General features: G+C 63.9%; 24 protein-coding genes. 13 read left to right on the plus strand and 11 right to left on the minus strand.

What is annotated here, in order from left to right; genetic code table 11:
* Nucleotides 1-202 precede the first annotated feature (202 nt).
* Complete coding sequence (locus E8E68_RS21160; RefSeq protein WP_110743758.1) at nt 203-541, plus strand: DUF2892 domain-containing protein; 339 nt, start codon at nt 203-205, stop codon at nt 539-541.
* 70 nt (nt 542-611) lie between these two features.
* Here the strand turns inward: E8E68_RS21160 and E8E68_RS21165 are convergent, their stop codons facing one another.
* Together E8E68_RS21165 and E8E68_RS21170 are read right to left on the minus strand one after the other, a co-directional pair.
* The gene (locus tag E8E68_RS21165; RefSeq protein WP_280344427.1) at nt 612-1,820 is read right to left on the minus strand and encodes a hypothetical protein; all 1,209 of its coding nucleotides are present in this window, start codon (nt 1,818-1,820) and stop codon (nt 612-614) included.
* A 41-nt stretch (nt 1,821-1,861) separates the two neighbouring features.
* On the minus strand, nt 1,862-2,311 hold the full coding sequence (locus tag E8E68_RS21170) for a YcgN family cysteine cluster protein (protein WP_266031612.1): 450 nt from the start codon (nt 2,309-2,311) through the stop codon (nt 1,862-1,864).
* 144 nt (nt 2,312-2,455) lie between these two features.
* Here E8E68_RS21170 and E8E68_RS21175 point away from each other — a divergent pair, with 144 nt between their 5' ends.
* Nucleotides 2,456-3,049, plus strand: coding sequence for a nitroreductase family protein (locus E8E68_RS21175; RefSeq protein ID WP_110743761.1), 594 nt, complete (start codon nt 2,456-2,458; stop codon nt 3,047-3,049).
* A 130-nt stretch (nt 3,050-3,179) separates the two neighbouring features.
* Here E8E68_RS21175 and E8E68_RS21180 read toward each other — a convergent pair whose 3' ends face one another.
* The 4 genes from E8E68_RS21180 to E8E68_RS21195 all read right to left on the minus strand — a co-directional run bounded on the left by E8E68_RS21180 (nt 3,180) and on the right by E8E68_RS21195 (nt 7,286).
* Nucleotides 3,180-4,112 (minus strand): D-2-hydroxyacid dehydrogenase, encoded by a 933-nt coding sequence (locus tag E8E68_RS21180; RefSeq protein ID WP_280344434.1) that lies wholly within the window; start codon nt 4,110-4,112, stop codon nt 3,180-3,182.
* A gap of 2 nt (nt 4,113-4,114) precedes the next feature.
* Nucleotides 4,115-4,408 (minus strand): YcgL domain-containing protein, encoded by a 294-nt coding sequence (locus E8E68_RS21185; RefSeq protein WP_110743763.1) that lies wholly within the window; start codon nt 4,406-4,408, stop codon nt 4,115-4,117.
* Nucleotides 4,405-5,538, minus strand: a complete 1,134-nt coding sequence (rnd, locus tag E8E68_RS21190; protein ID WP_110743764.1) for a ribonuclease D — start codon at nt 5,536-5,538, stop codon at nt 4,405-4,407. Before rnd ends, E8E68_RS21185 begins: the two co-directional genes overlap by 4 nt.
* Nucleotides 5,539-5,648: 110 nt before the next feature.
* A complete protein-coding gene (locus E8E68_RS21195) occupies nt 5,649-7,286 on the minus strand; it encodes a phosphoethanolamine--lipid A transferase (RefSeq protein ID WP_266031617.1) in 1,638 nt (545 codons plus the stop codon).
* Nucleotides 7,287-7,538: 252 nt separating this feature from the next.
* Between E8E68_RS21195 and E8E68_RS21200 the strand changes: the two genes are divergently transcribed.
* On the plus strand, nt 7,539-7,775 hold the full coding sequence (locus E8E68_RS21200) for a YdcH family protein (RefSeq protein ID WP_266031618.1): 237 nt from the start codon (nt 7,539-7,541) through the stop codon (nt 7,773-7,775).
* Nucleotides 7,776-7,898: 123 nt separating this feature from the next.
* Here E8E68_RS21200 and E8E68_RS21205 read toward each other — a convergent pair whose 3' ends face one another.
* The gene (locus E8E68_RS21205; RefSeq protein ID WP_110743767.1) at nt 7,899-9,080 is read right to left on the minus strand and encodes an aminotransferase class I/II-fold pyridoxal phosphate-dependent enzyme; all 1,182 of its coding nucleotides are present in this window, start codon (nt 9,078-9,080) and stop codon (nt 7,899-7,901) included.
* 93 nt (nt 9,081-9,173) lie between these two features.
* Here E8E68_RS21205 and E8E68_RS21210 point away from each other — a divergent pair, with 93 nt between their 5' ends.
* The gene (locus E8E68_RS21210) at nt 9,174-9,635 is read left to right on the plus strand and encodes an Lrp/AsnC family transcriptional regulator (RefSeq protein WP_266031620.1); all 462 of its coding nucleotides are present in this window, start codon (nt 9,174-9,176) and stop codon (nt 9,633-9,635) included.
* A 112-nt stretch (nt 9,636-9,747) separates the two neighbouring features.
* Here E8E68_RS21210 and E8E68_RS21215 read toward each other — a convergent pair whose 3' ends face one another.
* Complete coding sequence (locus E8E68_RS21215) at nt 9,748-12,078, minus strand: FdhF/YdeP family oxidoreductase (protein WP_280344441.1); 2,331 nt, start codon at nt 12,076-12,078, stop codon at nt 9,748-9,750.
* Between the two features lie 307 nt (nt 12,079-12,385).
* On the opposite strand from E8E68_RS21215, the gene moaA reads away from it, so the two are divergent.
* Nucleotides 12,386-13,390, plus strand: coding sequence for a GTP 3',8-cyclase MoaA (gene moaA / locus E8E68_RS21220; RefSeq protein WP_280344444.1), 1,005 nt, complete (start codon nt 12,386-12,388; stop codon nt 13,388-13,390).
* A 20-nt stretch (nt 13,391-13,410) separates the two neighbouring features.
* A complete protein-coding gene (locus tag E8E68_RS21225; protein ID WP_266031625.1) occupies nt 13,411-14,310 on the plus strand; it encodes a bestrophin family protein in 900 nt (299 codons plus the stop codon).
* A gap of 130 nt (nt 14,311-14,440) precedes the next feature.
* Here the strand turns inward: E8E68_RS21225 and moaB are convergent, their stop codons facing one another.
* Nucleotides 14,441-14,980, minus strand: coding sequence for a molybdenum cofactor biosynthesis protein B (moaB, locus tag E8E68_RS21230; protein ID WP_266031627.1), 540 nt, complete (start codon nt 14,978-14,980; stop codon nt 14,441-14,443).
* Nucleotides 14,981-15,120: 140 nt separating this feature from the next.
* Between moaB and E8E68_RS21235 the strand changes: the two genes are divergently transcribed.
* Nucleotides 15,121-16,008, plus strand: a complete 888-nt coding sequence (locus tag E8E68_RS21235) for a LysR family transcriptional regulator (protein ID WP_266031628.1) — start codon at nt 15,121-15,123, stop codon at nt 16,006-16,008.
* Here E8E68_RS21235 and E8E68_RS21240 read toward each other — a convergent pair.
* The gene (locus E8E68_RS21240; RefSeq protein ID WP_280344448.1) at nt 15,996-16,778 is read right to left on the minus strand and encodes an AraC family transcriptional regulator; all 783 of its coding nucleotides are present in this window, start codon (nt 16,776-16,778) and stop codon (nt 15,996-15,998) included. The genes E8E68_RS21235 and E8E68_RS21240 overlap by 13 nt on opposite strands.
* A 377-nt stretch (nt 16,779-17,155) precedes the next feature.
* Between E8E68_RS21240 and E8E68_RS21245 the strand changes: the two genes are divergently transcribed.
* The 5 genes from E8E68_RS21245 to E8E68_RS21265 all read left to right on the plus strand — a co-directional run bounded on the left by E8E68_RS21245 (nt 17,156) and on the right by E8E68_RS21265 (nt 23,692).
* Nucleotides 17,156-18,769 (plus strand): APC family permease, encoded by a 1,614-nt coding sequence (locus E8E68_RS21245; RefSeq protein WP_014860701.1) that lies wholly within the window; start codon nt 17,156-17,158, stop codon nt 18,767-18,769.
* A gap of 23 nt (nt 18,770-18,792) precedes the next feature.
* Complete coding sequence (locus tag E8E68_RS21250; RefSeq protein WP_280344454.1) at nt 18,793-19,719, plus strand: 4-hydroxyproline epimerase; 927 nt, start codon at nt 18,793-18,795, stop codon at nt 19,717-19,719.
* 46 nt (nt 19,720-19,765) lie between these two features.
* Entirely contained in the window at nt 19,766-20,713 is a 948-nt protein-coding gene (locus E8E68_RS21255) for a dihydrodipicolinate synthase family protein (protein WP_280344457.1), read from the plus strand.
* A 151-nt stretch (nt 20,714-20,864) separates the two neighbouring features.
* The gene (locus tag E8E68_RS21260; protein WP_280344460.1) at nt 20,865-22,442 is read left to right on the plus strand and encodes an aldehyde dehydrogenase (NADP(+)); all 1,578 of its coding nucleotides are present in this window, start codon (nt 20,865-20,867) and stop codon (nt 22,440-22,442) included.
* A gap of 2 nt (nt 22,443-22,444) precedes the next feature.
* Complete coding sequence (locus E8E68_RS21265) at nt 22,445-23,692, plus strand: FAD-dependent oxidoreductase (RefSeq protein WP_280344462.1); 1,248 nt, start codon at nt 22,445-22,447, stop codon at nt 23,690-23,692.
* 121 nt (nt 23,693-23,813) lie between these two features.
* Here the strand turns inward: E8E68_RS21265 and xenA are convergent, their stop codons facing one another.
* Nucleotides 23,814-24,905: a xenobiotic reductase XenA gene (gene xenA, locus E8E68_RS21270; RefSeq protein ID WP_110743780.1), complete on the minus strand. Its 1,092-nt coding sequence runs from the start codon at nt 24,903-24,905 to the stop codon at nt 23,814-23,816.
* Between the two features lie 50 nt (nt 24,906-24,955).
* Between xenA and E8E68_RS21275 the strand changes: the two genes are divergently transcribed.
* On the plus strand, nt 24,956-25,291 hold the full coding sequence (locus E8E68_RS21275; RefSeq protein ID WP_110743781.1) for a helix-turn-helix domain-containing protein: 336 nt from the start codon (nt 24,956-24,958) through the stop codon (nt 25,289-25,291).
* The last annotated feature ends 18 nt before the right edge of the window (nt 25,292-25,309 follow it).

The following is a 25,309-nucleotide window of genomic DNA, read 5'->3' on the forward strand; positions in this document are numbered from 1 at the left end:
CAAACCGGACAGGTAATTATCCGGATCAGACAAATGTGCAGGAATTCACCGCTGCACCGGCCCACAACCCGCCACAAATCCCCCGGCGATGGGCAGCATGGTCACATGGCGTTGCTTGAAGCCCCACGCCCGCCGGGCGACCCGAATGAACGCTGGCGCCGCCCTGCAGGTCAGCTGCTTACATTCACAAGGAGGGCTTGCCATGCTCGATATTCATTCCGCTGCGTCATCGCAGCACAATGTTCATGGCCTGGAACGGGTCGGTTCTCTGGCGGGAGGCGCGCTGATGTTCAGCAAGGGGCTCCGCCATGGCGGCCTGGTTGGATTGCTGCAAATGGTGGTCGGAGGGCTGGCGGTGGCCCGTGGCGTCAGCGGGCATTGCTCGACCAAGGCCTGGTGGCAGCAGCATCGGCAGGAATACCACCGCTTGCGTTCGGATATCGAACGCAGTGCCTCGGAGCTGGCGGCGTTGAAGGCCAGCGCCAAGGCGGCGACACGCGGGGTGACGGTGACAGGGAAGGATCCACTGTCCGCCAGTTGATTTTGCTTCGCCTGTGCCAGCCTCTTCGCGGGCGTGCCTGTGAAGAGGCTGGCACAGGCGACAGGGATGTTTAACGCAACGCCTTGCTCTGCAACACCTCGGAGCGCCGCCCCAGCACATTCTCGCTGATCTGCACGAACTCTTCGGTGCTCACGCTGGGCAGGCGCATCAGCCCGCGCACCACATCGTCCAGCGACCGCTTGGCCTGGGTGTGGATGCGTATTTCCTTGTCCAGTGCTTGCAGCAGCATCACGCCACGGGCCACCTGAGCCGGGGTAGCACGCTCCCCCTTGAGCCGGGCAACCTTGGCGCCCTGCTTGCTCAGGCGGGCCTGCCAAGCCTGGTAACGGTCGTCACTCACCCCGCCGGAACGGCGCAACAACTCACTGGCGTAATAGTCGGTCAGGCTCTCCACCAGCCAGTCACTGCCATCACGCCCGCGGATTTGTGCAAACAGCTGCACCACTTCACGCAGCAACGGGCTGCTACCGTTCTCGCTGACCATTGGCCGGCCACTGTGCAGATACAGCGAGCCCTGGGCCGCCATCGCTCCGCGCCACATACCGTCACGCGCCCCTACCAGCAGCAGCTTCGGCGGGTTGCGCGGGAACACCGCCTGCAATTGCGGCCAGACGAAGGTGAGCAAGGTCAGGCTGTCCATCCGCCGCATCCCCTGCCCTACCGGTGCGGCCACGGTCACGTCGGTATCGCCCAGGCGGGCACGGCGGCTGCCCAGGTCGCCGGCGAGCATCCAGCCGGTCGGGCGATCGAACAGGCGCGAGACATTGTCGATACGGAACTTGTCCTTGCCCACGCGCGGCCACGGCGTCTCGATGCTTTTCCAGCCCTCGGGCAGGTCGAATGCCAAGCGCGCGACCAGTTCGGTCCCATCCTGCTGGTCGAGGCGCGCAGGCGGTACCAGCTGGTCGCCGAGGAACAGCGCCCAATGCGGGGTGATACGCGATGAATAGGCGCCGTTGCTGAGTTTCTGGTCCAACTGCACACGGTAACTGAGGCTGGTCTTGCCGGGCGCTGGCTGCCACACACCACGCTGGCCATTCAGTTGCCATTGGCCGTCAGCCTGGAAGCCGCTGTAGGCGCCGGCTTTGCCCAGGTCGAAGTCCAGCCTGCGCACGGCGCTGCCTTCGGCCAATGTCACGCGAACCTCTGCCTGACCACTGGCTGGTAACAGGCGCACCTGGTAGTCGAGGTCGACCTTTTTCGCCCAAGCCGGCGAACTGGCCATCAGGCCCAACAGCAGCAACAGCTGGCAACGCATACAGAAACTCCTTGTTTCCCCGTGGCAGCGGGCCGCGCGGGTCAGCTGGCGCGGAAGATCAGGTGGTCTTCCCAGTCGTCTTCGTGCACGTCCTGCTCCCTGAGCATACGCCCCGACTGGGAAATGCGCTGTTCATGGACCTGCTGGCGATCGCCACAGACCAGGTGATGCCAGGCCGGCAGGTCCTTGCCCTCACTGACCAGGCGGTAACCGCAGGTGCTCGGCAGCCAGGTGAACTGGTCGGCCTTGCCCGGTGTGAGCTGGATGCAGTCCGGCACGTGGGCAAAGCGATTGGGGTAGTCGCTACACTGGCAGGTTTGCATGTCCAGCAGCTTGCAGGCGATGCGCGTGTAATAGACGCTGTTGTCGTCTTCGTCCTCGAGCTTTTGCAGGCAGCACAGGCCACAGCCGTCGCACAGCGACTCCCACTCTTGCGGGTCGAGTTGTTCGAGGGTCTTGCGCCGCCAGAACGGCGCGTTTTCAGCGATCATTACACGGGTTTCCTGCATTCATCTCGGGGCCACGGCGCGCGGCGGCGCCAGTCTAGAGCCTGGGCTTCGGCAAAGCCAGACCGCTTGTCAGTCGCAACGGGAGGCAGTAGCGTGCGCTTTTCCCGTCCTTATGCAGGAGCCGTCATGAGCGCCAACCCCCGCATTGCCGATTACGCCATCAACGAGCAGTTCATCAACCGCTGGTCGCCCCGCGCCTTCACCGCCGAGCCGATCAGCGAAGAGACGCTGCTGAGCTTCCTGGAAGCCGCCCGCTGGGCGCCGTCGGCGTACAACTCACAGCCTTGGCGCTTCCTGTACGCCCGCCGTGACACGCCGAGCTGGGAGCGTTACCTGAGCCTGCTGGTGCCGTTCAACCGCAGCTGGGCGCAACAGGCGTCGGCGCTGGTCCTGGTGATTTCCAAGACCACCTTCGCCGCCCCGGGCGCCACGGAAGAAAAACCGGCGCTGTGGCACACCTTCGACACAGGCTCGGCCTGGGGGCACCTGGCCCTGCAAGCCAGCCTCAGCGGCTGGCATACCCATGGCATGGCCGGTTTCGACCAGGACCTGGCACGTCAGGAACTGAAGATTCCTGAAGGTTATGTGCTGCATGCCATGGTGGCGATCGGCAAGCTGGGTGACAAGGCCAGCCTGGATGAAGCACTGCAGGCACGTGAAGTGCCTAGCCCGCGCAAACCGCTGAGCGAGCTGGCTGCCGAAGGTGATTTCAGCCTGTAAGCCTTGTAGAGGCCTCAATGGCCTCTTCGCGGGCGAGCCCGCTCCCACAGGTTTGGCGCCGCTTTCCAGGGCGGTGTTGTGCCTGTGAGAGCGGGCGAGCCCGCGAAGAGGCCGGTACCGGCAACATCAATCAGTAGCCCCGGGCGAAATCGACTTCGCCACGCAACCCCAGCCCCGCCGCATACGCTCGCACATTCTCCACAAACAAGCGCACCATCGCCGCTGGCGAAGTGGGCGCCGAGCTGTGCCCGGTCAGCAGCAAGCCCCAGGCGGTCCAGAACGGGTGTTGCTTGGGCAGCGGCTCCTGGCGGCACACATCGATCACCGCACCGGCCAGGTGGCCTTCTTTCAATGCCTCGACCAAATCAGCATCGACCACCGCCACCCCGCGCCCGGCATTGATGAACAGCGCCGTGGGCTGGAAGCACTTGAACAGTGCCGCGTCGTACAGGTCGTGGGTGGCCGGGGTATCCGGCAGCAGGTTGAGCACGTAGTCGACCTGGCCGACCATGCGCGGCAGGTCGGCCAGTGCCGCCACCTCGATGAACGGTGCCTGCTCACGGGCACTGCTGGCAACGCCGTACAGCTCCACGCCAAACGGCTGCAAGCACTCGGCCACGCGCTGGCCGATATCGCCAGTGCCAACGATCAGCACCTTGCGCCCTTCCAGGCTGCGCCCCGGCCGGTCATCCCAGCGCCGCTCGACCTGGCTGACCAGGCGCGACAGAACCTCGCGCTCATGGCCCAGCATATACGTCAGCATGTATTCGGCCATTACCTGGCCGAAGATGCCCACCGCACGGGTCAGGCGGTAGTCACGTGGCAGGCCGTCGGCCAGCAATGGTGTGATGCCGGCCCAGGTCGACTGCATCCACTGCGGTTTATGGCCCTGGCGCAGCAAACTCGCCAGCAGGTCCGGCTGCCCCAGCCACACCGGGCACTGTGGTGCCTGGCGGGCCAGTTCAGCGGAGTCGCCACTGGTCAGGATTTCCACTTCCGGTGCAGCAGTACGCAACAGCTCGGCGTAGCGGGCATGATCATGCTCGGCAATCAGGACGCGCATGATCAGGCCGGGTCGTTACGGCGCAGCAACTCTTCGGGCAGGTGCTCGATGTAGTCGTCATCCGGTGGCGGCATTTGCAGGTGGTAGCCCTGGTTGTCGAGGTTCTCCAGGACCTTGGTGATGTCCTCACGGGCCAACTTGCGCTCGGGGCTGAGCACCAGGTCGAACGCGTGCACGGGGGTGCCGAAGAACGGCAGCAGGCCTTCGGGCACGCGTTGCAGGCCATCGGCCTTGAGCACGTACAGGTACATTTCGTTCTTGCGGGGGCTCTTGTAAATCGAGCAAATGCGTTTCATGGGGTTTCTCCGGCGCCTGCAAGGCTGTCGAGCAGGGCCTGGCCCATGCGCTCACGGCGCCAGCCGCGCAGTGCATCGGGCAGTTGATATGGGCCATTGGGGTAGCCGCTCTTGAGCAGCGCCTCCAGGGCTTTCTTGCGCAGCATCAGCTCGGGGGCAATCCCCAGGCGCTCGCCTTCGGCCTGGCCGATGGCACGCAGCTGCTTGAGGATACCGGCGGCCTCGATCGGCAGCGGCTCGGGCAACGGCGCTGGCCACTGCTCGGCAGGCAGGCTAGCGGCGCGCTTGATCAGCTGGACAAGGAACTCACCGTCCTGACGAATGGTGCGCGGGTGCATCTCGTCGATCTTGGCCAGTGCCGACAGGTTGTTAGGCTGGCTCTTGGCCATGGGCCATAGCGAGTGCTCCTTGAGGATGCGGTTGCGCGGCACATCGCGGTTGCGCGCTTCGCGCTCGCGCCAGGCGCACAGCTCACGCAGCACTGCCAGTTGCTGGGGGGCCAGCTTCCAGGCCAGCTTGACGTCCCGGTACAGGGTTTCGGGCTCGACTTCGCGGCGCAAGGCGGCTACCAGTTCAGCGCCGTCCTCCAGTACCCAGGCGTATTTGTCGTCACTCAGGCGCGGGCGCAGCACAGTGAACAGCTCGGCCAGGTGCACGGCATCTTCGGCAGCGTAGCTGACCTGGGTGTCCGACAGCGGGCGCTGCAACCAGTCGGAGCGGGTTTCGCCCTTGGGCAGCTCGATGCCCAGCACTTCCTGCACCAGGCGCGAGTAGCCCATGGAGAAACCCAGGTTGAGGTAACCAGCGGCCAGTTGGGTGTCGAACAGCGGCTGTGGCAATTTGCCGGTCAGGCGCAGCAGCACTTCAAGGTCTTCGCTGCAGGCGTGCAACACCTTGACCACGCCGCTGTCGTCGAGCAGATCGGCCAAGGGTTGCCAGTTGCCGATCAACAGCGGGTCGATCAGAAAGGCCCGCTGGCCGTCACCCACCTGGATCAGCCCGGCTTTCGGGTAAAAGGTGTCGACCCGCATGAATTCGGTATCGACGGCGACAAAGGGCAGTTGGTGCCAGTCGCGGCAGTGTTCGGCCAGGCTCTGGTCGTCACGGATCCAGTGAATTTCGATGGCCACAAGGCTCTCCCACTAACATTGGCGCGCAGTATATACGGCGCGGGCACTGCTGGTGAAACCCGGGCCATCCTTGATATCGATCAGTGGTGCTGTTTTGCACGCGACCGGCTTCAGCGCTTGGCCGTCAGCCAGGGCCGGCAACTGGCAAACATGTCCAGCGATTGCTGGTAGACCTGGGTGTGCACCTGCAACAGGCCGAGCATGGAGTGGAACAGGTTGTCCTGCGACAGCGGGGCGTCGCTGAGCTTGGCCAGGCAGTCGGTATCGATGCCGAAGTCCGCCTTGTAACTGTCGGAGAACCAGGTCAGCAGGGGTACATGCTTCTGTTGCTCGGGAGCGATGGCGTAGGGTGTGCCGTGCAGGAACAGGTTGTACTCGCCCAGTGACTCGCCATGGTCGGACAGGTAGATCATGGCCGTGTCGACCTTGTCCTGCTTGCTGCGCAGGGTGTCGATCAGCGAGGCCAGCACGTTGTCGGTATAGGCCAGGGTGTTGTCATAGCCGTTGATGATCTCCTGCTGGCTGCACTGGTTAAGCGCGTTGCTATGGCAAACCGGCGCGAAGCGTTCGCTGCCACTGGGGTAGCGCTTGAAGTATTCCGGGCCGTGGCTGCCCATCTGGTGCAGCACCAGCACGGTGTCCTTGTCGAGGTTGTCGATCAGCGCGTCAAGGCCTTGCAGCAGGATCTGGTCATGGCATTCGCCATCGGCGCACAACTGGGGGACCTTGAGGTTGCTGACATCGATGAACTGGACGCGGTCGCAGGTGCCTTTGCAACCCGACTGATTGTCACGCCACTGCACGGCCAGGCCGGCACGCTGGAGAATGTCCAGCAAGCCTTCGCGATTCTTCGCCACGCGGGCATCGTAATCCCTGCGCTTCATGCCCGAGAACATGCACGGCACCGAGACCGCGGTTTCCGTACCGCACGAGTGCACATCGGAAAACGCCAGCAGGCCCTGTTCCTTGGCCAGGTTCGGCGTGGTATCGCGCTCATAGCCCAGCACGCCGAAATGGTCTGCCCGGGCACTTTCCCCGACCACCAGCACGGTCAGCGACTTGCGCTCATGTTTTTGCCAGGCGGCATCCCGCTTGGCATCTTCGCCATAATGCTGGAACGGGCGCGAGGCAGTACCGACACGCTCGCTGACATAACCAATGGAGGCCCCGACGATATTGCTTGGGGTCAGCATCAGGCGCAGTTCGTGGTGATTGCGAAACAGCGACGACAGCCCTTGATAATTGACCAGCGCCACCGAGCCAAGGGCCACCACACAGGCACCACTGACCACCAGCTTGCCAAGCAGCTCGCGGTGCCAGCGGCGGTAAGCGATCGGCGCCTTCCACAGCAGCACCGAAGGCAGCACACCCAGCAGCAGGATATAAGCGGCAAACTTGAACGACATAAGATCCGTTACTTCGGCAACATTGGTCTCGGCGATGTTGCGGAACATGCCGGCATCAATAAGTACGCCGTACTGGTTCATGAAGTACGCCACGCCTGCGCCACTCATGAACAACACGATAAGTAACGGCTTGAGCACATACTGGAATGCAAACAAAGTGAGGATCAGATTGAAGGCGAACAGCATCAGCACGGCGAACGCCAGGCTCAGCCACAACCCCGACAGCCCGGGTGGCACGACCTCTTGCAGATGCTCCCAGAGAAATATGTTGAAGCCGATCAGCAGGTAAAGGCTGGCCAGCAGCGTGACCCATTCAGTCCGCACGGATTTGAAGTTGAGCATCAGCGTTCGCATCAAGAGTGATTATCAACCCCCAGGCCAAATGGCACCGTGGGAAAGTTGGGCGAACTCTAGAAAGTGCGTCATCAATTTTTTGTGAAAAAGACGGTAACAATTTCGTGAAGGCGGATGATTGGACAAATGACCACCACTTGTTCAGCTGCCATTCAGCCTGACAAGCCGTCACAAGCCTGCGCAAAGGCGGCTATCCTCATAGGTCAGGACCTTACCGACAACCCTGACAGAGGTGAAGAAATGCCAGTTCCGCATGATCTGCTCGCTGACCTGCACGTTACCGCTGATGCGTTCCAGGCGCTCATAGACAAGGATCAGGACCTGCACAAGCTGCACAAGGAATACAACGCCAAGGACAAGGAGGTGGTCGCCGCCGAAGGCAACGGTACCAACGACGAGGCCGTCACCCGACTGCGCAAGGAAAGGTTGCTGATCAAGGACAAGATCGAACGGATCATTCATCCGCCCAAATCCTGACAAAAAATCATTGAACCTGCAGGCCTCTTCGCGGGCTCGCCCGCTCCCACAGGGTCACCATCGCCCTTAAGACCTGTGGAGTACTTGTGGGAGCGGGCGAGCCCGCGAAGAGGCCTGCAGCCCTTATACCGCAACCAGCGCTTTCAGCGCCCCATCCAGGTCCTCGACCAGGTCGCGGTAATCCTCGATCCCTACCGACAAGCGCAGCAGGTTCTCGCTGATGCCCATCACCCCTTTCTGCTCCGGGCTCAGCGAGCAGTGCGACATGCTCCAGGAATGGTTGATCATGCTTTCCACGCCACCCAGCGAGTCGGCCAGCACAAAGATCTGCAGCGCCTCCACCAGGCGGTTGAGCGCGGCGCGGTCGCCTTTCACTTTCATCGCCACCACCGCCCCGCCACTGCGCATCTGGCGCTTGCACAGCTCATGCTGCGGGTGGCTCTCCAGCCCTGGGTAATACACCTGTTCGACCTGCGCGTGGCTTTCCAGAAAGCGTGCCACTTGCAGGGCATTGGCGCACTGGCGCTCCATGCGCACATCCAGGGTTTTCAGGCCGCGCAGGGCCAGGTAGCAGTCGAACGGCCCCTGCACCGCCCCTATCGCCATGCTGATACGGCGCAGGCGCGCCAGCAACGCATCATTGGCCGCCACCACCACACCGCCGGTGAGGTCGGAGTGGCCGCCAATGTACTTGCTGGCCGAGTGCATCACCAGGTCCACGCCCAAGGTGATCGGGCGCTGGTTCCACGGCGAGCAGAAGGTGTTGTCGATGCAGGTGAGGATGCCCTTGGCCTTGGCCAGGTCGCAGACCGCCTTGATGTCGACCAGGTGCAGCAACGGGTTGGTTGGCGATTCGATCCAGATCAGCTGGGTTTCCGGCTTGATCGCAGCGGCCACGGCCTCGAGGTCGTTAAGGTCGACATACGTGGTGGTCAGGCCCGAGGTGCGGCTGCGGTAGTCCTCCATGATGCGGAAGGTGCCACCGTACACACCGTTCATCACCACCACGTGGGCATCCTTGGGCAGCAGCTCCAGCACCGTAGCGGTAGCGTTCACCCCCGAGGCGCAGGCGACCGCGCCCACGCCTTCTTCCAGGGCGGCGACACAGGTTTCATAGGCATGCCGCGTAGGGTTGCCAACGCGGCTGTACGAGTACTCCGGCTTGTCGTCCAGGCTGCGTTTGGTGAACGAGCTGGCAGTGACGATGGCCGGGAAAATAGCGTTGTCGGCAACGCTGAACTGCTCGCCAGCGTGAATAGTACGGGTGGCGAAATTGCGCGGCTTGTCGGACATGGTCAGGCCCATCTGGCAGAGTGAAAGCTGCCACTATCGCACAACCCAAATCTTCTGGCCTTGGGGTAATCTGTGAAATATTTTCCTGCATGGCCCGCACGCGATATGGACAGTTTCGACCAGCACATTCTTACCCTGCTTCAGCGCGATGCCTCGATCTCGCTCAAGGACCTGGCCGAGGCCGTCAACCTGTCGACCACGCCGTGCTGGAAGCGGGTCAAGCGCCTGGAAGAAGACGGCTACATCATCGGCCGCGTCGCCCTGCTGGACCCCGAACGGCTGGGGCTGGGGCTGACGGTGTTCGTCCAGCTCAAGACCCAGCGCCATGACAGCGCCTGGCTGGAGCAGTTTGCCGCGACCGTGACCGGGTTCGAGGAAGTGATGGAGTTCTACCGCATGTCCGGTGACTGGGACTACATGCTACGGGTGGTGGTGGGGGACATTGCGGCATATGACCGGTTCTACAAGAAGCTGATCACCCGTACCGACGGCTTGTCGAACATTACCTCCAGTTTTGCCATGGAACAGATGAAGTACACCACGGCTTACCCGGTGCATCGCGCCTGATCGGTGCTGGCTTCTTCGCGGGCTCGCCCGCTCCCACAGGGTCATCACAGCCCTGAGACCTGTGGTGATCCTGTGCGGGCGAGCCCGCGAAGAGGCCGGTACAGCCAACCCGTCAATCCGCGGCCAACACCGCCGCAATGCGGTTCCCCGCCTTGGCTTTCTCGACCTTGATCGCCACGAATTTCGAGGTCGGGGTGTAGGTTCCCTCGCCATAACTTTCCAGCGGTACCAACGGGTTGGTTTCCGGGTAATACGCCGCCGCCTGCCCCTCAGGCACGTCATACGCCACCAGGCGGAACCCCGACACCCGCCGCTCCACGCCATCCTCCCACAGCGACACAAGGTCCACCTGCTCACCCGGTTCGAAGCCCAGGCGGCGGATGTCGGCTACGTTGACGAACACCACTTCACGCAGGCCGAACACCCCACGGTAACGGTCGTCCAGGCCATACAGGGTGGTGTTGTACTGGTCGTGCGAACGCAGGGTCTGCAAAATCAGGTCGGGCTTGTCACCACGGGCCAGCACCTTGGCGTTGACCAGTTCCTCGGGCAGCGCGTGGGGCATGAAGCGGGCTTTGCCCGTGGCCGTGCGGAAGTTGCGATCGGCGGCATTGTTGCCAAGGTGGAATCCGCCTGGGCTATTCAAGCGTTCATTGAAACCGGTAAAGCCCGGAATCACGTCAGCGATCATGTCGCGGATGCGGTTGTAATCGGCCACCGCGTACTCCCAGTCGATCGGCTGGTTGCCCAGCGTGGCCTTTGCCATACCGGCAATGATCCACGGTTCCGAGCGCATGTGCGGCGAACGCGGGCGCAGCTGGCCATTGGAGATGTGCACCATGCTGAAGGTGTCCTCCACGGTCACGCCTTGCGGCCCCTCGGCCTGCAAGTCGATTTCGGTACGGCCCAGGCACGGCAGGATCAGCGCATCGCGCCCCGTGACCAGGTGCGAGCGGTTGAGCTTGGTGGAAATCTGCACGGTCAGTGCGCAGTTCTGCAGCGCCGCATGGGTGCGCGGGGTATCGGGGGTGGCCTGGGCAAAGTTGCCCCCGAGGGCGACGAACACCTTGGCCCGCCCTTCTTCCATGGCCTTGATCGCCAGCACCGCGTTGTGCCCATGGCCCCGCGGCACACGGAACTGGAAGCGTTTTTCGATGGCATCCAGCAGCGCCGCTTTGGGCTTCTCATCGATGCCCATGGTGCGGTCGCCTTGCACGTTGCTGTGACCGCGCACCGGCGAAAGGCCGGCACCGGGCTTGCCGACGTTGCCGCGCAACAGTTGCAGGTTGACGATTTCCTGCACGGTCGGCACCGAATGGCGGTGCTGGGTAACGCCCATGGCCCAGCACATGATCACCCGCTCGGCCTTGCGGTACATGCGGGCGGCCAGCTCGATCTCGGCCAGGGTCAGGCCCGACTGCTTGACGATGTGCTCCCAGGAGGTGGCATCCACCGCTGCCAGGTAGTCATCGACGCCACTGGTGTGCGCGGCGATGAAGGCATGGTCGAATACCGCCGGCTCGCCCTTGGCCTGGGCTTCGCGCTCCCACTGCAAGAGGTACTTGGCAATGCCGCGCATGGCCGCCATGTCGCCACCCAAGGCTGGGCGAAAGTAGGCGCTGGACGTGGGCTCGGAGCCATTGCTGAGCATTTCGAACGGGTGCTGCGGGTGCTGGAAGCGCTCCAGGCCCCGCTCTTTCAGCGGGTTGAAGCACACCACCTGGGCACCGCGTTTGACCGCTTCGCGCAGTGGTTCGAGCATGCGCGGGTGGTTAGTGCCTGGGTTCTGACCGATGACGAAAATGGCGTCGGCCAGCTCCAGGTCGTGGAACACCACAGTGCCCTTGCCCACGCCGAGGGTTTCCGACATGCCTGCGCCACTGGCCTCGTGGCACATGTTCGAGCAGTCGGGGAAGTTGTTGGTGCCGTAGGCACGCACGAACAGCTGGTAGAGGAACGCCGCTTCGTTGCTGGCCCGCCCCGAGGTGTAGAATTCGGCTTCATCCGGCGACTGCAGCGCACGCAGGTGCCTGGCGACCAGCGCGAAGGCCTCCTGCCAGGTGGTTTCGACATAGTGGTCGCTGACGGCGTCGTAGCGCATCGGGTGGGTGAGGCGGCCCTGGTACTCAAGCCAGTAGTCGGTCTGCTCCTTCAGCGCACTGACGCTGTATTTGGCGAAGAATGCCGGGTCGACCGAGCGGCCGGTGGCTTCCCAGTTGACCGCCTTGGCGCCGTTTTCGCAGAACTTGACCATGTCGCTTTCCGGCGACTCGCCCCAGGCGCAGCCGGGGCAGTCGAAGCCGCCGTTCTGGTTGGTCTTGAGCATGGCCCGCAGGTTCTTGAAGGCGTTGTCGCTGCCCAGCCAGCTCTTGGTCACGCTTTTCAGCGCACCCCAGCCGGCGGCAGCGCCCTTGTAGTCCCTGATGTGTTCGTCCTGGCTCATGCGATGAATCCTCACGCTTCGATGCTTTTTTCCAGCCTATGAAGCGTGGGGTGGGGGCGTCCAATCGAAAGATCTTACGGGGTGATAAGCGGTTTCGATCATGGGCTTCCTGGTGCTTGCCGTGCCATCTTCAGCGCCAGTGAGATCGAGCGCCGCGCGGGCGGCGCTCGATCTCACAGACGCTGAAAATGCCAAGCCGAGTGATAGAGGCCGTCGATCAACCAGTCGGACAAAGCAATTTGACGCCCCAGCCCCCAGGTTATAGCTTGGAGTCATGCCCCAACCCCTTCGAGACTCGAGCGCGAACGTGGAACAGAACAGCCGGGCCCTGATCGACGGCTTCAACCGGAAAATCGACTACCTGCGGATGTCGGTCACCGACCGCTGCGACTTCCGTTGTGTGTACTGCATGGCCGAAGACATGCAGTTCCTGCCGCGCCAGCAAATTCTCAGCCTCGAAGAACTGTTCCAGGTGGCCGAGCGCTTCGTCGCCCTCGGCACCCGCAAGATCCGCCTGACCGGCGGCGAGCCGCTGGTACGCCAGGGCATCATCGACCTGTGTGGGCGCTTCGCCGCCCTGCCCGGCCTGCGCGAGCTGTGCCTGACCAGCAACGGCTCGCAACTTGGCCGCTTGGCCCAACCGTTGTTCGACGCGGGTGTGACACGCCTGAACATCAGCCTCGACAGCCTCGACGCCGAGCGCTTCAAGCAACTGACCCGCACCGGCGACCTGCATCAGGTCATCGCCGGCATCGATGCCGCCCGCCAGGCCGGGTTCAAGCGTACCAAGCTCAACTGCGTGGTGCTCAAAGGCCGCAATGACCATGAGCTGGTCGACCTGGTGCGCTTTGCCATCGATCGCGAGCTGGACATCACCTTCATCGAAGAAATGCCGCTGGGCGTGATCAGCGAGCATGAACGCGGCGAGTCGTTCTGCTCCAGCGATGAAGTGCGTGCGTTGCTGGCCGAACAGTTCACCCTGATCGAGTCGACCGAATCATCCCAAGGCCCGGCTCGCTACTGGCGCCTGGCGGAAGCAGCCGACACCCGGGTAGGCTTCATTTCACCGCACAGCCACAACTTCTGTGCCACCTGCAACCGCGTGCGCCTGACCGTCGAAGGCCGCCTGCTGCTGTGCCTGGGCAACGAACATTCAGTCGACCTCAAGCACGTGCTGCGCGCCCACCCTGGCAACCCCGAACGCCTGGAAAAGGCCATTCGCGACTCGCTGCACCTCAAGCCCTACCGCCACCACTTCGAAGTGGGTGGCGACGTGCAGATCCTGCGTTTCATGAACATGACCGGCGGCTGAGCGGCCGTCTCTGGATTTCCATGATCGTCCACCCCACCCCCGATGTACTGCGCGTGCTGTTCACCCTCAAGGGCTCGATCGTCAAGCGCATTGCCCTGCGCTGCCTGATGGTCACCCTGCTCGCGGCGCTGATCGTGTTGGTCGAGCGGCATTTTCCGGCATTCTTCTACCCGGTCAGCGCCACGCCGTTCACCTTGCTGGGCCTGTCGCTGTCGATCTTCATGAGCTTTCGCAACAACGCCTGTTATGACCGCTGGTGGGAGGGGCGCAAGGCGTGGGGCAAGCTGATTATCGAAACCCGTTCGTTCGTGCGTGAGAGCGTGGTCATTACAGATGAAAAACTGCGTAACCAACTGCTGCGTAGCCTGTGCGGTTTTGCCCATGCATTGAATGCGCGGCTGCGCGGTGAGGACGAACTGGCGGCTGCCCGGCCATGGCTCGCCCGGCCAGAGGCGATCAGCCCGCACAACGTGTGCGATGGCATCCTGCGCGAAATTGGCCAGCATTGCTCAAGGCTGGCAGAGCAACAGCAGATCAGTGACTGGCGCTACAGTTTGCTGGAGCAGCGACTGGTAGGGTTGACCGAAGTGCAGGCCACCTGTGAGCGGATCAAGGGTACACCCTTGCCGTTCCCCTATACGCTGCTGCTGCACCGTACCATCTACATCTTCTGCATTCTGCTGCCGTTTGCCCTGGCCGAGCCGCTGGGCTGGCTGGCGCCGCTGTTCACCACCATCGTGGGGTACACGTTCTTCGGGCTGGATGCGATTGGCAACGAGCTGGAAGACCCATTCGGGCGCGATGAGAACGACTTGCCGACTGATGCCATGGTGCGCACCGTAGAGCGCGATGTACTGGCGGGGTTGGGGGAGCAGCAGTTGCCGCCAGCGTTGTTGCCGGTCGGATATGTGTTGAGCTGAGCAGATGCGCCCTCCTGTGCTGGCCCTTTCGCGGGTAAACCCGCTCCCACAGGGACTGCACAAAGTCCAAAGGCAGTGGTGATCCTGTGGGAGCGGGTTTACCCGCGAACGGGCCGGTACAGGACCCAGTTCAGCCCCGGCTTGCGCAGGCCTCGATCGGCAACAGGTGTTTGACGAAGTTGCACGGCCGATGGCGGGCATCCAGTTGCTCCGCCAGAATCCCTTCCCACGCCGTGCGGCAGGCCCCGGTAGACCCCGGCAGGCAGCACACCAACGTGCGGTTGGACAACCCGGCCAAGGCCCGGCTCTGCACCGTCGAGGTGCCGATATCCAGAATCGACAACGCCCTGAACAGCTCACCGAAGCCATCGATACGCTTCTCCAGCAGGCACTCGACCGCCTCTGGCGTGCTGTCTCGCCCGGTAAAGCCGGTGCCGCCAGTGATCAGCACCACCTGCACCTGTTCATCGGCAATCCAGGTAGCCACCTGGGCGCGGATCTTGTACAGGTCGTCCCTGAGCAGCGCCCGCGCCGCCAGGCGGTGGCCGACCTCTACCGAGCGGCGGGCCAGCAGTTCGCCGGAGGTGTCATTGTCGTAGGTGCGGGTGTCGCTGACGGTCAGCACGGCGATGTTAAGCGGTACGAAGACCGCATCGGGTTGGACGCGCACGGCAAGGCTCCTTCAATGGCATTGTCGCCACGCTAGAGGCATGGCCAGCAGGCGTCCAATCGATATGGCGTACCGGGCGATCAATGACATCTATCGCAGACGTGGGTTAAGGTCTGCATAACCAGACGCCAGGCACTTCCATGGACATCAAGCAGCTCAAATTCCTCATCGCCCTCGACCAGACCCGCCACTTCGGCCAGGCGGCGGCGCTGTGCCATATCACCCAGCCGACGCTGTCCATGCGCCTGCGCAACCTGGAAGACGAACTGGACCTGGTACTGGTCAAGCGCGGCCAGCGCTTCGAAGGCTTTACCGAGGCCGGCGAGCGCATCCTGGCCTGGGCCCGTACCCTGCTCGCCGCCCACGACGGCCTGCAGGCCGAGGCTGCCAGTTGCCGTGGCCAGGTGGTCGGCAGCCTGCGCCTGGGCACAGTGCCGCTGGCCAGTTTCAACCCCATGCACCTGCTGCTGCCGCTGCGCGAAAAATACCCCGAGCTGCACTTTCAGCTCAGCTCGCTGAGCTCGGAGCAGGTGATCGACGGCCTCAGCCGCAACCAGCTCGACCTGGGCATCTGCTACCTGGACCAGGTCAACACCAGCTTCTTCGAAGTGATCGAGCTGGGCACCACCACCATGGGCCTGCTGCACGACACCCGGCACTTCCAGTTTGCCAGCGACACCCTGCGCTGGGACGAGCTGGGCACTATTCCGCTAGGCCTGCTGAGCAAAGGCATGCACTACCGCCAGTCGCTGGACCTGAGCTTCCGTAGCCGTGGCCTTGAGCCCGATTCGGTACTGGAAAGCGACTCGACCTTCCAGCTGATCCAGGCCATCAATACCGGCCTGTGCTGCGCGATCATGCCGCTGGACTGCGGCCTGGAAGACCTCAGCGAGCACCTGCGCATCTTGCCGGTGGCCGACGCCGCCATCCACAGCCCGGTCGGTCTGCTGCTGCGCCGCAGCGAGCCGCGTTCGGCAATTGCAGAGCAATGCTTTGCCGAAGCCCGTGCGCTGTTTCAGGCCACCTGACCGCCAGTCGCCTGCCGGTACTGGCGCGGGGTAAAGCCGGTCAGCTGCTTGAACTGGCGGCTGAAGGCGCTGTGGTCGGTATAGCCGCAGCACATCGCCACTTCAGTGATCGGCAGGTCCGAATGCAGCAGGCGATGAGCGTGCTCCAGGCGTGCCTTGTGGATCATCTGCCGGGGCGTGAGGTGGAACACCCGCTTGCAATAGCGCTCCAGCTGGGCCACGGAAATACCGGCGATGCGGGTTAGCTCGCCCATGCTGATCGGCTGATGGAAATGCTGGCGGATGTGCTCGTCCACCGCGGCCAGGCGTTGATAGGCGGGGTGGCTGTCGGCAGCTGACTGCAGGTCGACCGAAATACCGACCAGGCCGATGATCTCGCCCGCCTGGTTGTACAGCGGGCGCTTGTGGGTCAGGCACCAGCCGGGTTCACGGCTGCCGTACAGGTGCAGTTCCAGTTGGTCCTCCAGCACCATCCCTTCCTTGAGCACCCGGCGGTCCTGCTCGGTGTAGCCGGGGCCCAGCTGTGCCGGGAACACTTCGGCACTGGTCTTGCCCAGCAGCGGTTGCAGGCGCTTGAGGCCGCAGCGCTGGACCAAGGTGGTGTTGGCCAGCACGTAGCGGGCGGCCGGGTCCTTGATGAAGATTGCGGCGTTGGGAATGGCGTCGAGAATCGGCAGCAGCAGCGATACACCGGCGAGCAGGGCCTCGAGGCTGGCGGGGCGGTGCTGGTCGAGAGACTGGTAGAGGGTTGCCAGGGAGGTGTCGGTCATCTGTCGGTTCTCTGCTGGCTGGGCAGGCCCTTTCGCGGGCTCGCCCGCTCCCACAGGTCCTCCACACATTTCGAATTCTGCGCCGTACCTGTGGGAGCGGGCATGCCCGCGAAGAGGCCGGCGCTCTCAACACACTCCTACAGGCCTTGTGCGGTGTGGCCTACAGCCTATCCACCAGCCCACCCTGACCGCCAGCATTTTTTGCAACTGTGCCGATTTCGTCATCCACCTTGCAGAAAACCATCAAGAACCGTCGCCCCGACCGGTTCACTCTATGCCCCACGCAAGCCGCCCAAGTCCTACAAGAGCGCGGCCCCAAAAGCCGCATCTCGTGACATCAGACCTGCCTATCCAATAACCAACAAAAAGGCGAACCCATGTCAGGCAAATTCAAGAAACAGTTATCACTGCTGGACCTCACCTTCATCGGCCTAGGCGCTATCTTCGGCTCGGGCTGGCTGTTCGCCGCCAGCCATGTCTCGGCCATCGCCGGCCCGGCTGGCATCCTCTCCTGGTTCCTTGGCGGCTTTGCCGTCCTGCTACTGGGCATCGTCTACTGCGAACTGGGCGCCGCCTTGCCCCGCGCCGGTGGCGTGGTGCGCTACCCGGTGTACTCGCACGGCCCGCTGCTCGGCTACCTGATGGGCTTCATCACCCTGATCGCCTTCTCCAGCCTGATCGCCATCGAAGTGGTCGCTTCGCGCCAATACGCCGCCGCCTGGTTCCCCGGGCTGACCAAGGCCGGCTCCAGCGACCCGACCGTGCTCGGCTGGCTGGTGCAGTTCGCCCTGCTGGGCCTGTTCTTCTTCCTCAACTACCGCAGCGTGAAAACCTTCGCCAAGGCCAACAACCTGGTCAGCGTGTTCAAGTTCATCGTGCCGCTGCTGGTGATCGGCGTGCTGTTCACTTTCTTCAAGCCAGAAAACTTCGAGGTCCAGGGCTTTGCCCCGTTCGGCCTGTCCGGCGTGGAAATGGCCGTATCCGCTGGCGGCATCATCTTCGCCTACCTGGGCCTGACGCCGATCATTTCGGTGGCCAGCGAGGTCAAGAACCCGCAGCGCACCATCCCGATTGCGCTGATTCTTTCGGTGTTGCTGTCCACCGCGATCTACGCCTTGCTGCAACTGGCCTTCCTCGGCAGCGTGCCGACCGAAATGCTGGCCAACGGCTGGGCCAGCGTGACCAAGGAACTGGCCCTGCCCTACCGTGACATCGCCCTGGCGCTGGGTGTGGGCTGGCTCGCCTACCTGGTGGTGGCCGACGCAGTGATCTCGCCAAGCGGCTGCGGCAACATCTACATGAACGCCACCCCGCGCGTGATCTATGGCTGGGCGCAGACCGGCACCTTCTTCAAGTACTTCACCCGCATCGATGCAGAGTCCGGCATCCCGCGCCCGGCCCTGTGGCTGACATTTGGCCTGTCGGTGTTCTGGACCCTGCCGTTCCCATCGTGGGAAGCGCTGATCAACGTGGTGTCCGCAGCGCTGGTACTGAGCTACGCGGTAGCGCCGGTCAGCGTCGCCGCCCTGCGCCGCAATGCACCACACATGCCGCGCCCGTTCCGGGTCAAGGGCATGGCCGTGCTCGGCCCGCTGTCGTTCATCATCGCTGCGCTGATCGTGTACTGGTCGGGCTGGAACACCGTGTCGTGGCTGCTGGCCCTGCAAATCGTGATGTTCGTGCTGTACCTGCTGTGCAGCCGCTTCGTGCCCACCCAGCACCTTTCGCTGGCCCAGCAAGTTCGCTCGTCGGCGTGGCTGATCGGGTTCTATGCGCTGACCATCCTGCTGTCGTGGCTGGGCAGTTTCGGCGGCCTGGGGGTAATCGGCCACCCGCTCGACACCGTGGCCGTGGCGGCCTGCGCGCTGGGTATCTACTACTGGGGCGCGGCCACTGGCGTGCCTGCCCACCTGGTGCGCCTGGAAGGCGAGGACGAAAGCGAAGCCTGCGCTGAAACCTATACCGGCCGCCCTGCTGCCGTCGCTTCCTGATCTTTTACGCAAGGGACAAGCCCATGAAACAGATTCACGTCATCGACTCCCACACTGGCGGCGAACCGACCCGCCTGGTGATGAAGGGCTTTCCGCAACTGCACGGCCGCAGCATGGCCGAACAGCGCGACGAACTGCGCGAGCTGCACGACCCATGGCGCCGCGCCTGCCTGCTGGAGCCACGCGGCAACGATGTGCTGGTTGGCGCGCTGTACTGCCCGCCGGTATCGGCCGACGCTACCTGCGGCGTGATCTTCTTCAACAACGCCGGCTACCTGAACATGTGCGGTCACGGCACCATCGGCCTGGTCGCCTCGTTGCAGTACCTGGGCCTGATCGCACCGGGTGTGCACAAGATCGACACCCCGGTCGGCCAGGTCAGCGCCACCCTGCACGACGACGGCGCCATCACCATCGGCAACGTGCCCTCCTACCGCTACCGCCAACAGGTTGCGGTGGACGTGCCCGGCCATGGCGTAGTGCACGGCGACATCGCCTGGGGCGGCAACTGGTTCTTCCTCGTTGCCGAACACGGCCAGCGCATCGAGCTGGATAACCGCGAGCTGTTGACCGAGTACACCTGGGCCATGCTCAAGGCGCTCGCAGCCCAAGGCATCACCGGCGAAAACGGCGCGCCCATCGACCATGTCGAGCTGTTCGCCGACGACGCCAACGCCGACAGCCGCAACTTCGTGATGTGCCCGGGCAAGGCCTACGACCGCTCACCGTGCGGCACCGGCACCAGCGCCAAGCTGGCCTGCCTGGCTGCCGACGGCACGCTCGCCGAAGGCCAGACCTGGGTGCAGGCCAGCATCACCGGCAGCCAGTTTCACGGCCGTTACGAGCGTGACGGCGAGCGTATTCGACCGTTCATCACCGGCCGCGCCCACATGACCGCCGACAGCACCCTGCTGATCGACGAACAGGACCCGTTCGCCTGGGGCATCTGAGCCCCCGGCCTTTTGACCAAACCCAATTTCGCCAGGAGTAACAACAATGACCAACAACATTTTCACCGGCACCATGCCCGCCCTGATGACCCCATGCACCGCCGAGCGCAAGCCGGACTTCGACGCCTTGGTGCGCAAGGGCCGCGAACTGATCGAAGCCGGCATGAGCGCGGTGGTGTACTGCGGCTCGATGGGCGACTGGCCACTGCTGACCGAGGCCGAGCGCCAGGAAGGCGTGGCGCGCCTGGTGGCCGCCGGCATTCCGACCATCGTCGGCACGGGCGCGGTAAACACCCGTGAGGCGGTTTCGCATGCCGCCCACGCCGCCAAGGTCGGTGCCGCCGGCCTGATGGTCATCCCTCGCGTGCTCAGCCGCGGCGCCTCGCTGATCGCCCAGAAGCATCACTTCTCGGCCATCCTGGCTGCCGCGCCGAAGCTGCCGGCGGTGATCTACAACAGCCCCTACTACGGCTTTGCCACCCGCGCCGACCTGTTCTTCGAACTGCGTAGCGCGTTCCCCAACCTGATCGGTTTCAAGGAGTTCGGCGGCGGCGCCGACCTGCGCTATGCCGCCGAGCACATCACCTCCAAGGATGACGATGTCACCCTGATGGTCGGTGTCGACACCCAGGTGGTGCATGGCTTCGTCAACTGCAACGCCACCGGCGCCATCACCGGCATCGGCAATGCGCTGCCGCGCGAAGTGTTGCAACTGGTGAGCCTGAGCAAACAGGCCGCCAAAGGCGACGCCCGGGCCCGGCGCCTGGCGCGCGAGCTGGAAGCGGCGCTGGCGGTACTGTCGTCGTTCGACGAGGGCTGCGACCTGGTGTTGTATTACAAGCACTTGATGGTGCTCAACGGCGACCGCGAGTACAGCCTGCACTTCAACGAAACCGACGTGCTGACCGATGCCCAGCGCAACTATGCCGAACAGCAGTACGCGCTGTTCCGCAGCTGGTACGCCAGCTGGTCGGCCGAGCAGAACATCGCCTGAGCAGCCACTGCTCTCCCTGTGGGAGCGGGCGTGCCCGCGAATCAGGCGACCCGGTGCATGGCACCGGCTTCGCCGGTGTTCGCGGGTGAACCCGCTCCTACAGGGGTCGTAATCCCCCCATGCATCTGCATTAGATTTCCAAGGAGGCTACATGCCCCTCACAGGCAACCTGCTGATCGGCCAGAGGCCGGTAACCGGCAGCCGCGACGCCATCCGTGCCATCGACCCAACCACCGGTCAGACGTTGGAGCCGGCCTACCTCGGCGGCACCGGCGAACACGTGGCCCAGGCCTGCGCGCTGGCCTGGGCGGCATTCGACGCCTACCGCGAAACCTCGCTCGAACAACGAGCAGACTTCCTTGAAGCCATCGCCACACAGATCGAGGCCCTCGGCGATGCCCTGATCGACCGCGCCGTGGCCGAAACCGGTCTGCCCAAGGCGCGCATTCAGGGCGAGCGTGGTCGTACCTGCACCCAGCTACGCACCTTTGCCCGTGTAGTGCGGGCCGGCGAATGGCTGGACGTGCGGGTCGACAGCGCCCTGCCTGAGCGCCAGCCCCTCCCCCGCGCTGATCTGCGCCAGCGCCAGGTGGCCCTGGGGCCAGTCGCCGTGTTCGGCGCCAGCAATTTCCCGCTGGCCTTCTCGGTGGCCGGTGGTGACACCGCGTCGGCATTGGCCGCTGGCTGCCCCGTGGTGGTCAAGGCCCACAGTGCCCACCCCGGCACCAGTGAGCTGGTCGGCCAGGCGGTGGCGCAAGCGGTGAAGCAGTGCGGCTTACCGGAGGGTGTGTTCTCGCTGCTTTATGGCTCGGGCCGCGAAGTGGGCGTTGCCCTGGTCAGCGACCCGCGTATCAAGGCCGTTGGTTTCACCGGCTCGCGCAGCGGTGGCATGGCGCTGTGCCAAGCCGCCCAGGCGCGCCCGGAGCCCATCCCGGTGTATGCCGAAATGAGTTCGATCAACCCGGTGTTCCTGTTCGACGCCGCTCTGCAAACCCGTGCCGAAGCACTGGCACAAGGTTTCGTCGCCTCGCTGACCCAGGGCGCCGGCCAGTTCTGCACCAACCCTGGCCTGGTAATCGCCCGGCAGGGGCCGGCACTGCAGCGGTTCATCACTGCAGCCGCCGGTTACGTGCAGCAGGCCCCCGCCCAAACCATGCTCACCCCCGGCATTTTCAGTGCCTACCAGGCCGGTATCGCAGCCCTGGCAGACAACCCCTGTGCCCAAACCATCGCCAGTGGCCAAACCGATCAGGGCTCCAACCAGTGCCAGGCACAGTTGTTCGTGACCCAGGCCGAAGCGTTTCTCGCCGACCCGGCGTTGCAGGCTGAAGTGTTCGGTGCAGCGTCGCTGGTCGTTGCCTGCACCGACGATGAGCAGGTCCGCCAGGTAGCCGAACACCTGGAAGGTCAGCTGACCGCCACCCTGCAACTGGACGAGGCCGACATCGACAGCGCTCGCGCCCTGCTCCCCACCCTTGAGCGCAAGGCCGGGCGCATTCTGGTCAATGGCTGGCCGACCGGTGTCGAGGTCTGCGATGCGATGGTGCATGGCGGCCCGTTCCCGGCCACCTCGGATGCCCGCACCACCTCGGTGGGCACCGCGGCGATCCTGCGTTTCCTGCGCCCGGTTTGCTATCAGGACTTCCCCGATGCGCTGCTGCCGCAGGCGTTGAAACACGGCAACCCGCTGCAGCTGCGGCGCCTGCTAGACGGTAAACGGGAAGGCTGAGCATGCTCGAAACCGCTGAAACCGATATTGCCGTGGTCGGCGCAGGCATCGTCGGCGTCGCCTGCGCCTTGCAACTGGCCCGCCAGGGCCGTCGGGTAACCCTGGTCGACCGCCAGGCGCCCGGCCTTGGTGCGTCCTTCGGGAATGCCGGGCACCTGGCAACCGAGCAAGTGTTCCCGATTGCCGACCTGTCGATCCTCAAGCGCCTGCCTCGCATGCTGCTCGACCCCATGGGGCCGCTGCGCCTGGACTGGAAATACCTGCCCAAGGCCATGCCGTGGTTCACCCGGCTGCTGCTCAACCTGCGCCCGGCGCCGTTCCAGCGCAGCGTGGCTGGCATCCGTACGCTGAACGAAGGCAGCCTGGGCGCCTGGCAACGGCTGTTGGGCTCGATCGGGCGCAGCGAATTGTTTCAAGAGGATGGTTCGTTGCTGGTGTTCGAGAAGCCTGAGTCACGCCAGGCGCTGGAGGCGTTGCGCACACGCATGCAACAGCAGGCGGTGCCGGTGGACTTCTGGTCGGCCGAAACCGTGCGCGAAGCGGCGCCGCAACTCAGCCCGTCATTGTTGGGCGGGCTGTTCTTCCCGCGCACGGGGCACTTCATCGACCCTTATCGGGTGGTGTGCGAATTGTTCGAAGCGGCCAAGGCCAGTGGGGTGCGCTTTGTCCAGGCGCAGGTCGATGGCGGGCATTTGCACAGTGCCGGCGTGAGCCTTGCCAGCGACCAAGGCACGCTCAATGCCCGCCAGGTGCTTGTCAGCTGTGGTGCCCACTCTGCGAAACTGACCGCCGCGCTGACCGGCAAGCGGGTGCCGCTGGACACAGAACGCGGCTACCACCTGATGTTGCCGGGTGAGCACCAGCGCCTGCCGTTTGCAGTCACCTCGCTTGAGCGCAAATTCATCATGACGCCCATGGCCGAAGGTTTGCGCCTGGCTGGCACAGTGGAGTTTGCCGGGCTGCAGGCACCGCCGAGCATGCAGCGGGCGTGGCAGTTGCACCGGTTGAGCAAGGGGTTGTTCCGGCATGACTTGAGCGTCGAAGGAGCAACACCGTGGATGGGTTTCAGGCCTTCGTTGCCGGACTCGCTGCCGGTGATCGACAGGGTCTGCGATGGGCGGGTGCTGTTGGCGTTTGGGCATCAACACCTGGGGTTGACCCAGGCAGCGGTGACGGCGGAATGGGTGGGGCGGTTGGCTGGGCAGGCTGGTGGGCCTGAAATGGGTGCATACCGACTGGACCGGTTTTAGCCTTTACCGGCCCCTTCGCGGGCAAGCCCGCTCCCACAAAGAGGGTGCAGTATCTGAAACCTGTGGCGTCTGTGGGCGCGGGCTTGCCCGCGAATGGGCTGCAAAGCAGCCCCTCCAAGCCTCAGCGGTAACGCTCGAGCCAGTGCGCATAAGGCGCCGGCAACGTCCAGGAGGCTTTCTCCACCCCCAGTTCCTTGGCGGCGAAGTACGCCCAGTGCGGGTCGGCCAGGTGTGCACGCCCCACGGACACCAGGTCCAGCTGGTTGGCTTGCAGTGCCCCTTCCGCCAGTTGCGGCGTGCCAAAGCCCCACGCCGAGGTCACCGGCAGCTTCGCCTCACGGCGCACACGCTCGGCAATCGGCCCCATGAACGCCGGGCCCCACGGGATGTTGGTCTCGGGAATGGTAAAGCCGACACTCACGCTCAGCAGGTCAAGGCCACCGGCCTTGAAACGGCGCGCCAGTTCGATCGACTCTTCCAGGGTTTGCTCATCGCGGCCATCGTATTCCAATACGCCAAACCGTGCGGTCAGCGGCAGGTTCTCTGGCCACACTTCACGTACTGCTGCCAAGGTTTCCAACAGGAAGCGGCTGCGGTTGTCGAAGCTGCCACCGTAGGCATCGGTGCGCTTGTTGGAGTGCTCGGAGAAGAAGCTCTGGCCCAGGTAGCCGTGGGCAAAGTGCAGTTCGATCCACTCGAAGCCGGCATCACGCGCACGGCGGGCGGCATCGACGAAGTCCTGCTTGACCCGGGCGATGTCGCCAAGCGTCATTTCGCGTGGCACTTTCGGCAGGTTCGCGCCAAAGGCGATGGCGGACGGGGCGATGGTCTCCCAGCCGCGCGCATCGTCGGCGGCAATGTGGTCATCACCTTCCCATGGGCGGTTGGCGCTGGCCTTGCGCCCGGCGTGGGCGATCTGGATACCCGGCACGGAACCTGCGGCCTTGATGGCCTGCACCACCGGTACGAACGCCTGGGCGTGGGCATCGCTCCAGATACCGGCGCAACCGGGGGTGATGCGCCCTTCTGGTGCCACGGCAGTCGCCTCGACCACCAGCAGGCCGGCACCGCCACGGGCCAGGCCGGCCAGGTGCACATGGTGCCAGTCATTGATCATGCCGTCTTCGGCCATGTACTGGCACATTGGCGGAATGGCAATGCGGTTACGCAGGGTGACATCTTTGAGGGTATAGGGTTCGAACAGTGCGGACATGGGAAAACTCCGGGTTCATTTGAATTCTGTTGTTCGATCATAATCGAACTATGGCAATTAATGAAACCCCCGTTATCATGTCGGCCATGCGAGCCTATAAACATCCCAACGCTGAAGACCTGATCCTTGAACGCCTGCTCTATGCGCTCAGCGACCCCGTGCGCCTGGAAATCGTCCGTCATCTGGCCCGTGTCGCCGAAGCCAGTTGTGGCGAGCTGGACGGGGGGCGGCCGAAGTCGAGCATGTCCCACCACTTCCGCGTGCTGCGGGATGCGGGGTTGGTGCATACCCACAATGTGGGGACGACCCATATGAATTCACTGCGCAGCGAAATGCTGGACCAGCGGTTTCCTGGTCTGCTGGAGTGCATCCTGCGCCAGAGATGATGTTGCCTCGGCGCCGGG

It is taken from the genome of Pseudomonas sp. BN607 (assembly GCF_029871175.1).
Classification (GTDB): domain Bacteria; phylum Pseudomonadota; class Gammaproteobacteria; order Pseudomonadales; family Pseudomonadaceae; genus Aquipseudomonas.

Excerpts from the sequence above, each read along its gene's own strand:
- E8E68_RS21160 (WP_110743758.1), top strand. The coding sequence starts at position 203 with ATGCTCGATATTCATTCCGCTGCGTCATCGCAGCACAATGTTCATGGC.
- E8E68_RS21165 (WP_280344427.1), bottom strand. The coding sequence starts at position 1,820 with ATGCGTTGCCAGCTGTTGCTGCTGTTGGGCCTGATGGCCAGTTCGCCG.
- E8E68_RS21170 (WP_266031612.1), bottom strand. The coding sequence starts at position 2,311 with ATGATCGCTGAAAACGCGCCGTTCTGGCGGCGCAAGACCCTCGAACAA.
- E8E68_RS21175 (WP_110743761.1), top strand. The coding sequence starts at position 2,456 with ATGAGCGCCAACCCCCGCATTGCCGATTACGCCATCAACGAGCAGTTC.
- E8E68_RS21180 (WP_280344434.1), bottom strand. The coding sequence starts at position 4,112 with ATGCGCGTCCTGATTGCCGAGCATGATCATGCCCGCTACGCCGAGCTG.
- E8E68_RS21185 (WP_110743763.1), bottom strand. The coding sequence starts at position 4,408 with ATGAAACGCATTTGCTCGATTTACAAGAGCCCCCGCAAGAACGAAATG.
- E8E68_RS21195 (WP_266031617.1), bottom strand. The coding sequence starts at position 7,286 with ATGCTCAACTTCAAATCCGTGCGGACTGAATGGGTCACGCTGCTGGCC.
- E8E68_RS21200 (WP_266031618.1), top strand. The coding sequence starts at position 7,539 with ATGCCAGTTCCGCATGATCTGCTCGCTGACCTGCACGTTACCGCTGAT.
- E8E68_RS21205 (WP_110743767.1), bottom strand. The coding sequence starts at position 9,080 with ATGGGCCTGACCATGTCCGACAAGCCGCGCAATTTCGCCACCCGTACT.
- E8E68_RS21210 (WP_266031620.1), top strand. The coding sequence starts at position 9,174 with ATGGACAGTTTCGACCAGCACATTCTTACCCTGCTTCAGCGCGATGCC.
- E8E68_RS21215 (WP_280344441.1), bottom strand. The coding sequence starts at position 12,078 with ATGAGCCAGGACGAACACATCAGGGACTACAAGGGCGCTGCCGCCGGC.
- E8E68_RS21225 (WP_266031625.1), top strand. The coding sequence starts at position 13,411 with ATGATCGTCCACCCCACCCCCGATGTACTGCGCGTGCTGTTCACCCTC.
- E8E68_RS21235 (WP_266031628.1), top strand. The coding sequence starts at position 15,121 with ATGGACATCAAGCAGCTCAAATTCCTCATCGCCCTCGACCAGACCCGC.
- E8E68_RS21240 (WP_280344448.1), bottom strand. The coding sequence starts at position 16,778 with ATGACCGACACCTCCCTGGCAACCCTCTACCAGTCTCTCGACCAGCAC.
- E8E68_RS21245 (WP_014860701.1), top strand. The coding sequence starts at position 17,156 with ATGTCAGGCAAATTCAAGAAACAGTTATCACTGCTGGACCTCACCTTC.
- E8E68_RS21250 (WP_280344454.1), top strand. The coding sequence starts at position 18,793 with ATGAAACAGATTCACGTCATCGACTCCCACACTGGCGGCGAACCGACC.
- E8E68_RS21255 (WP_280344457.1), top strand. The coding sequence starts at position 19,766 with ATGACCAACAACATTTTCACCGGCACCATGCCCGCCCTGATGACCCCA.
- E8E68_RS21260 (WP_280344460.1), top strand. The coding sequence starts at position 20,865 with ATGCCCCTCACAGGCAACCTGCTGATCGGCCAGAGGCCGGTAACCGGC.
- E8E68_RS21265 (WP_280344462.1), top strand. The coding sequence starts at position 22,445 with ATGCTCGAAACCGCTGAAACCGATATTGCCGTGGTCGGCGCAGGCATC.
- xenA (WP_110743780.1), bottom strand. The coding sequence starts at position 24,905 with ATGTCCGCACTGTTCGAACCCTATACCCTCAAAGATGTCACCCTGCGT.
- E8E68_RS21275 (WP_110743781.1), top strand. The coding sequence starts at position 24,956 with ATGGCAATTAATGAAACCCCCGTTATCATGTCGGCCATGCGAGCCTAT.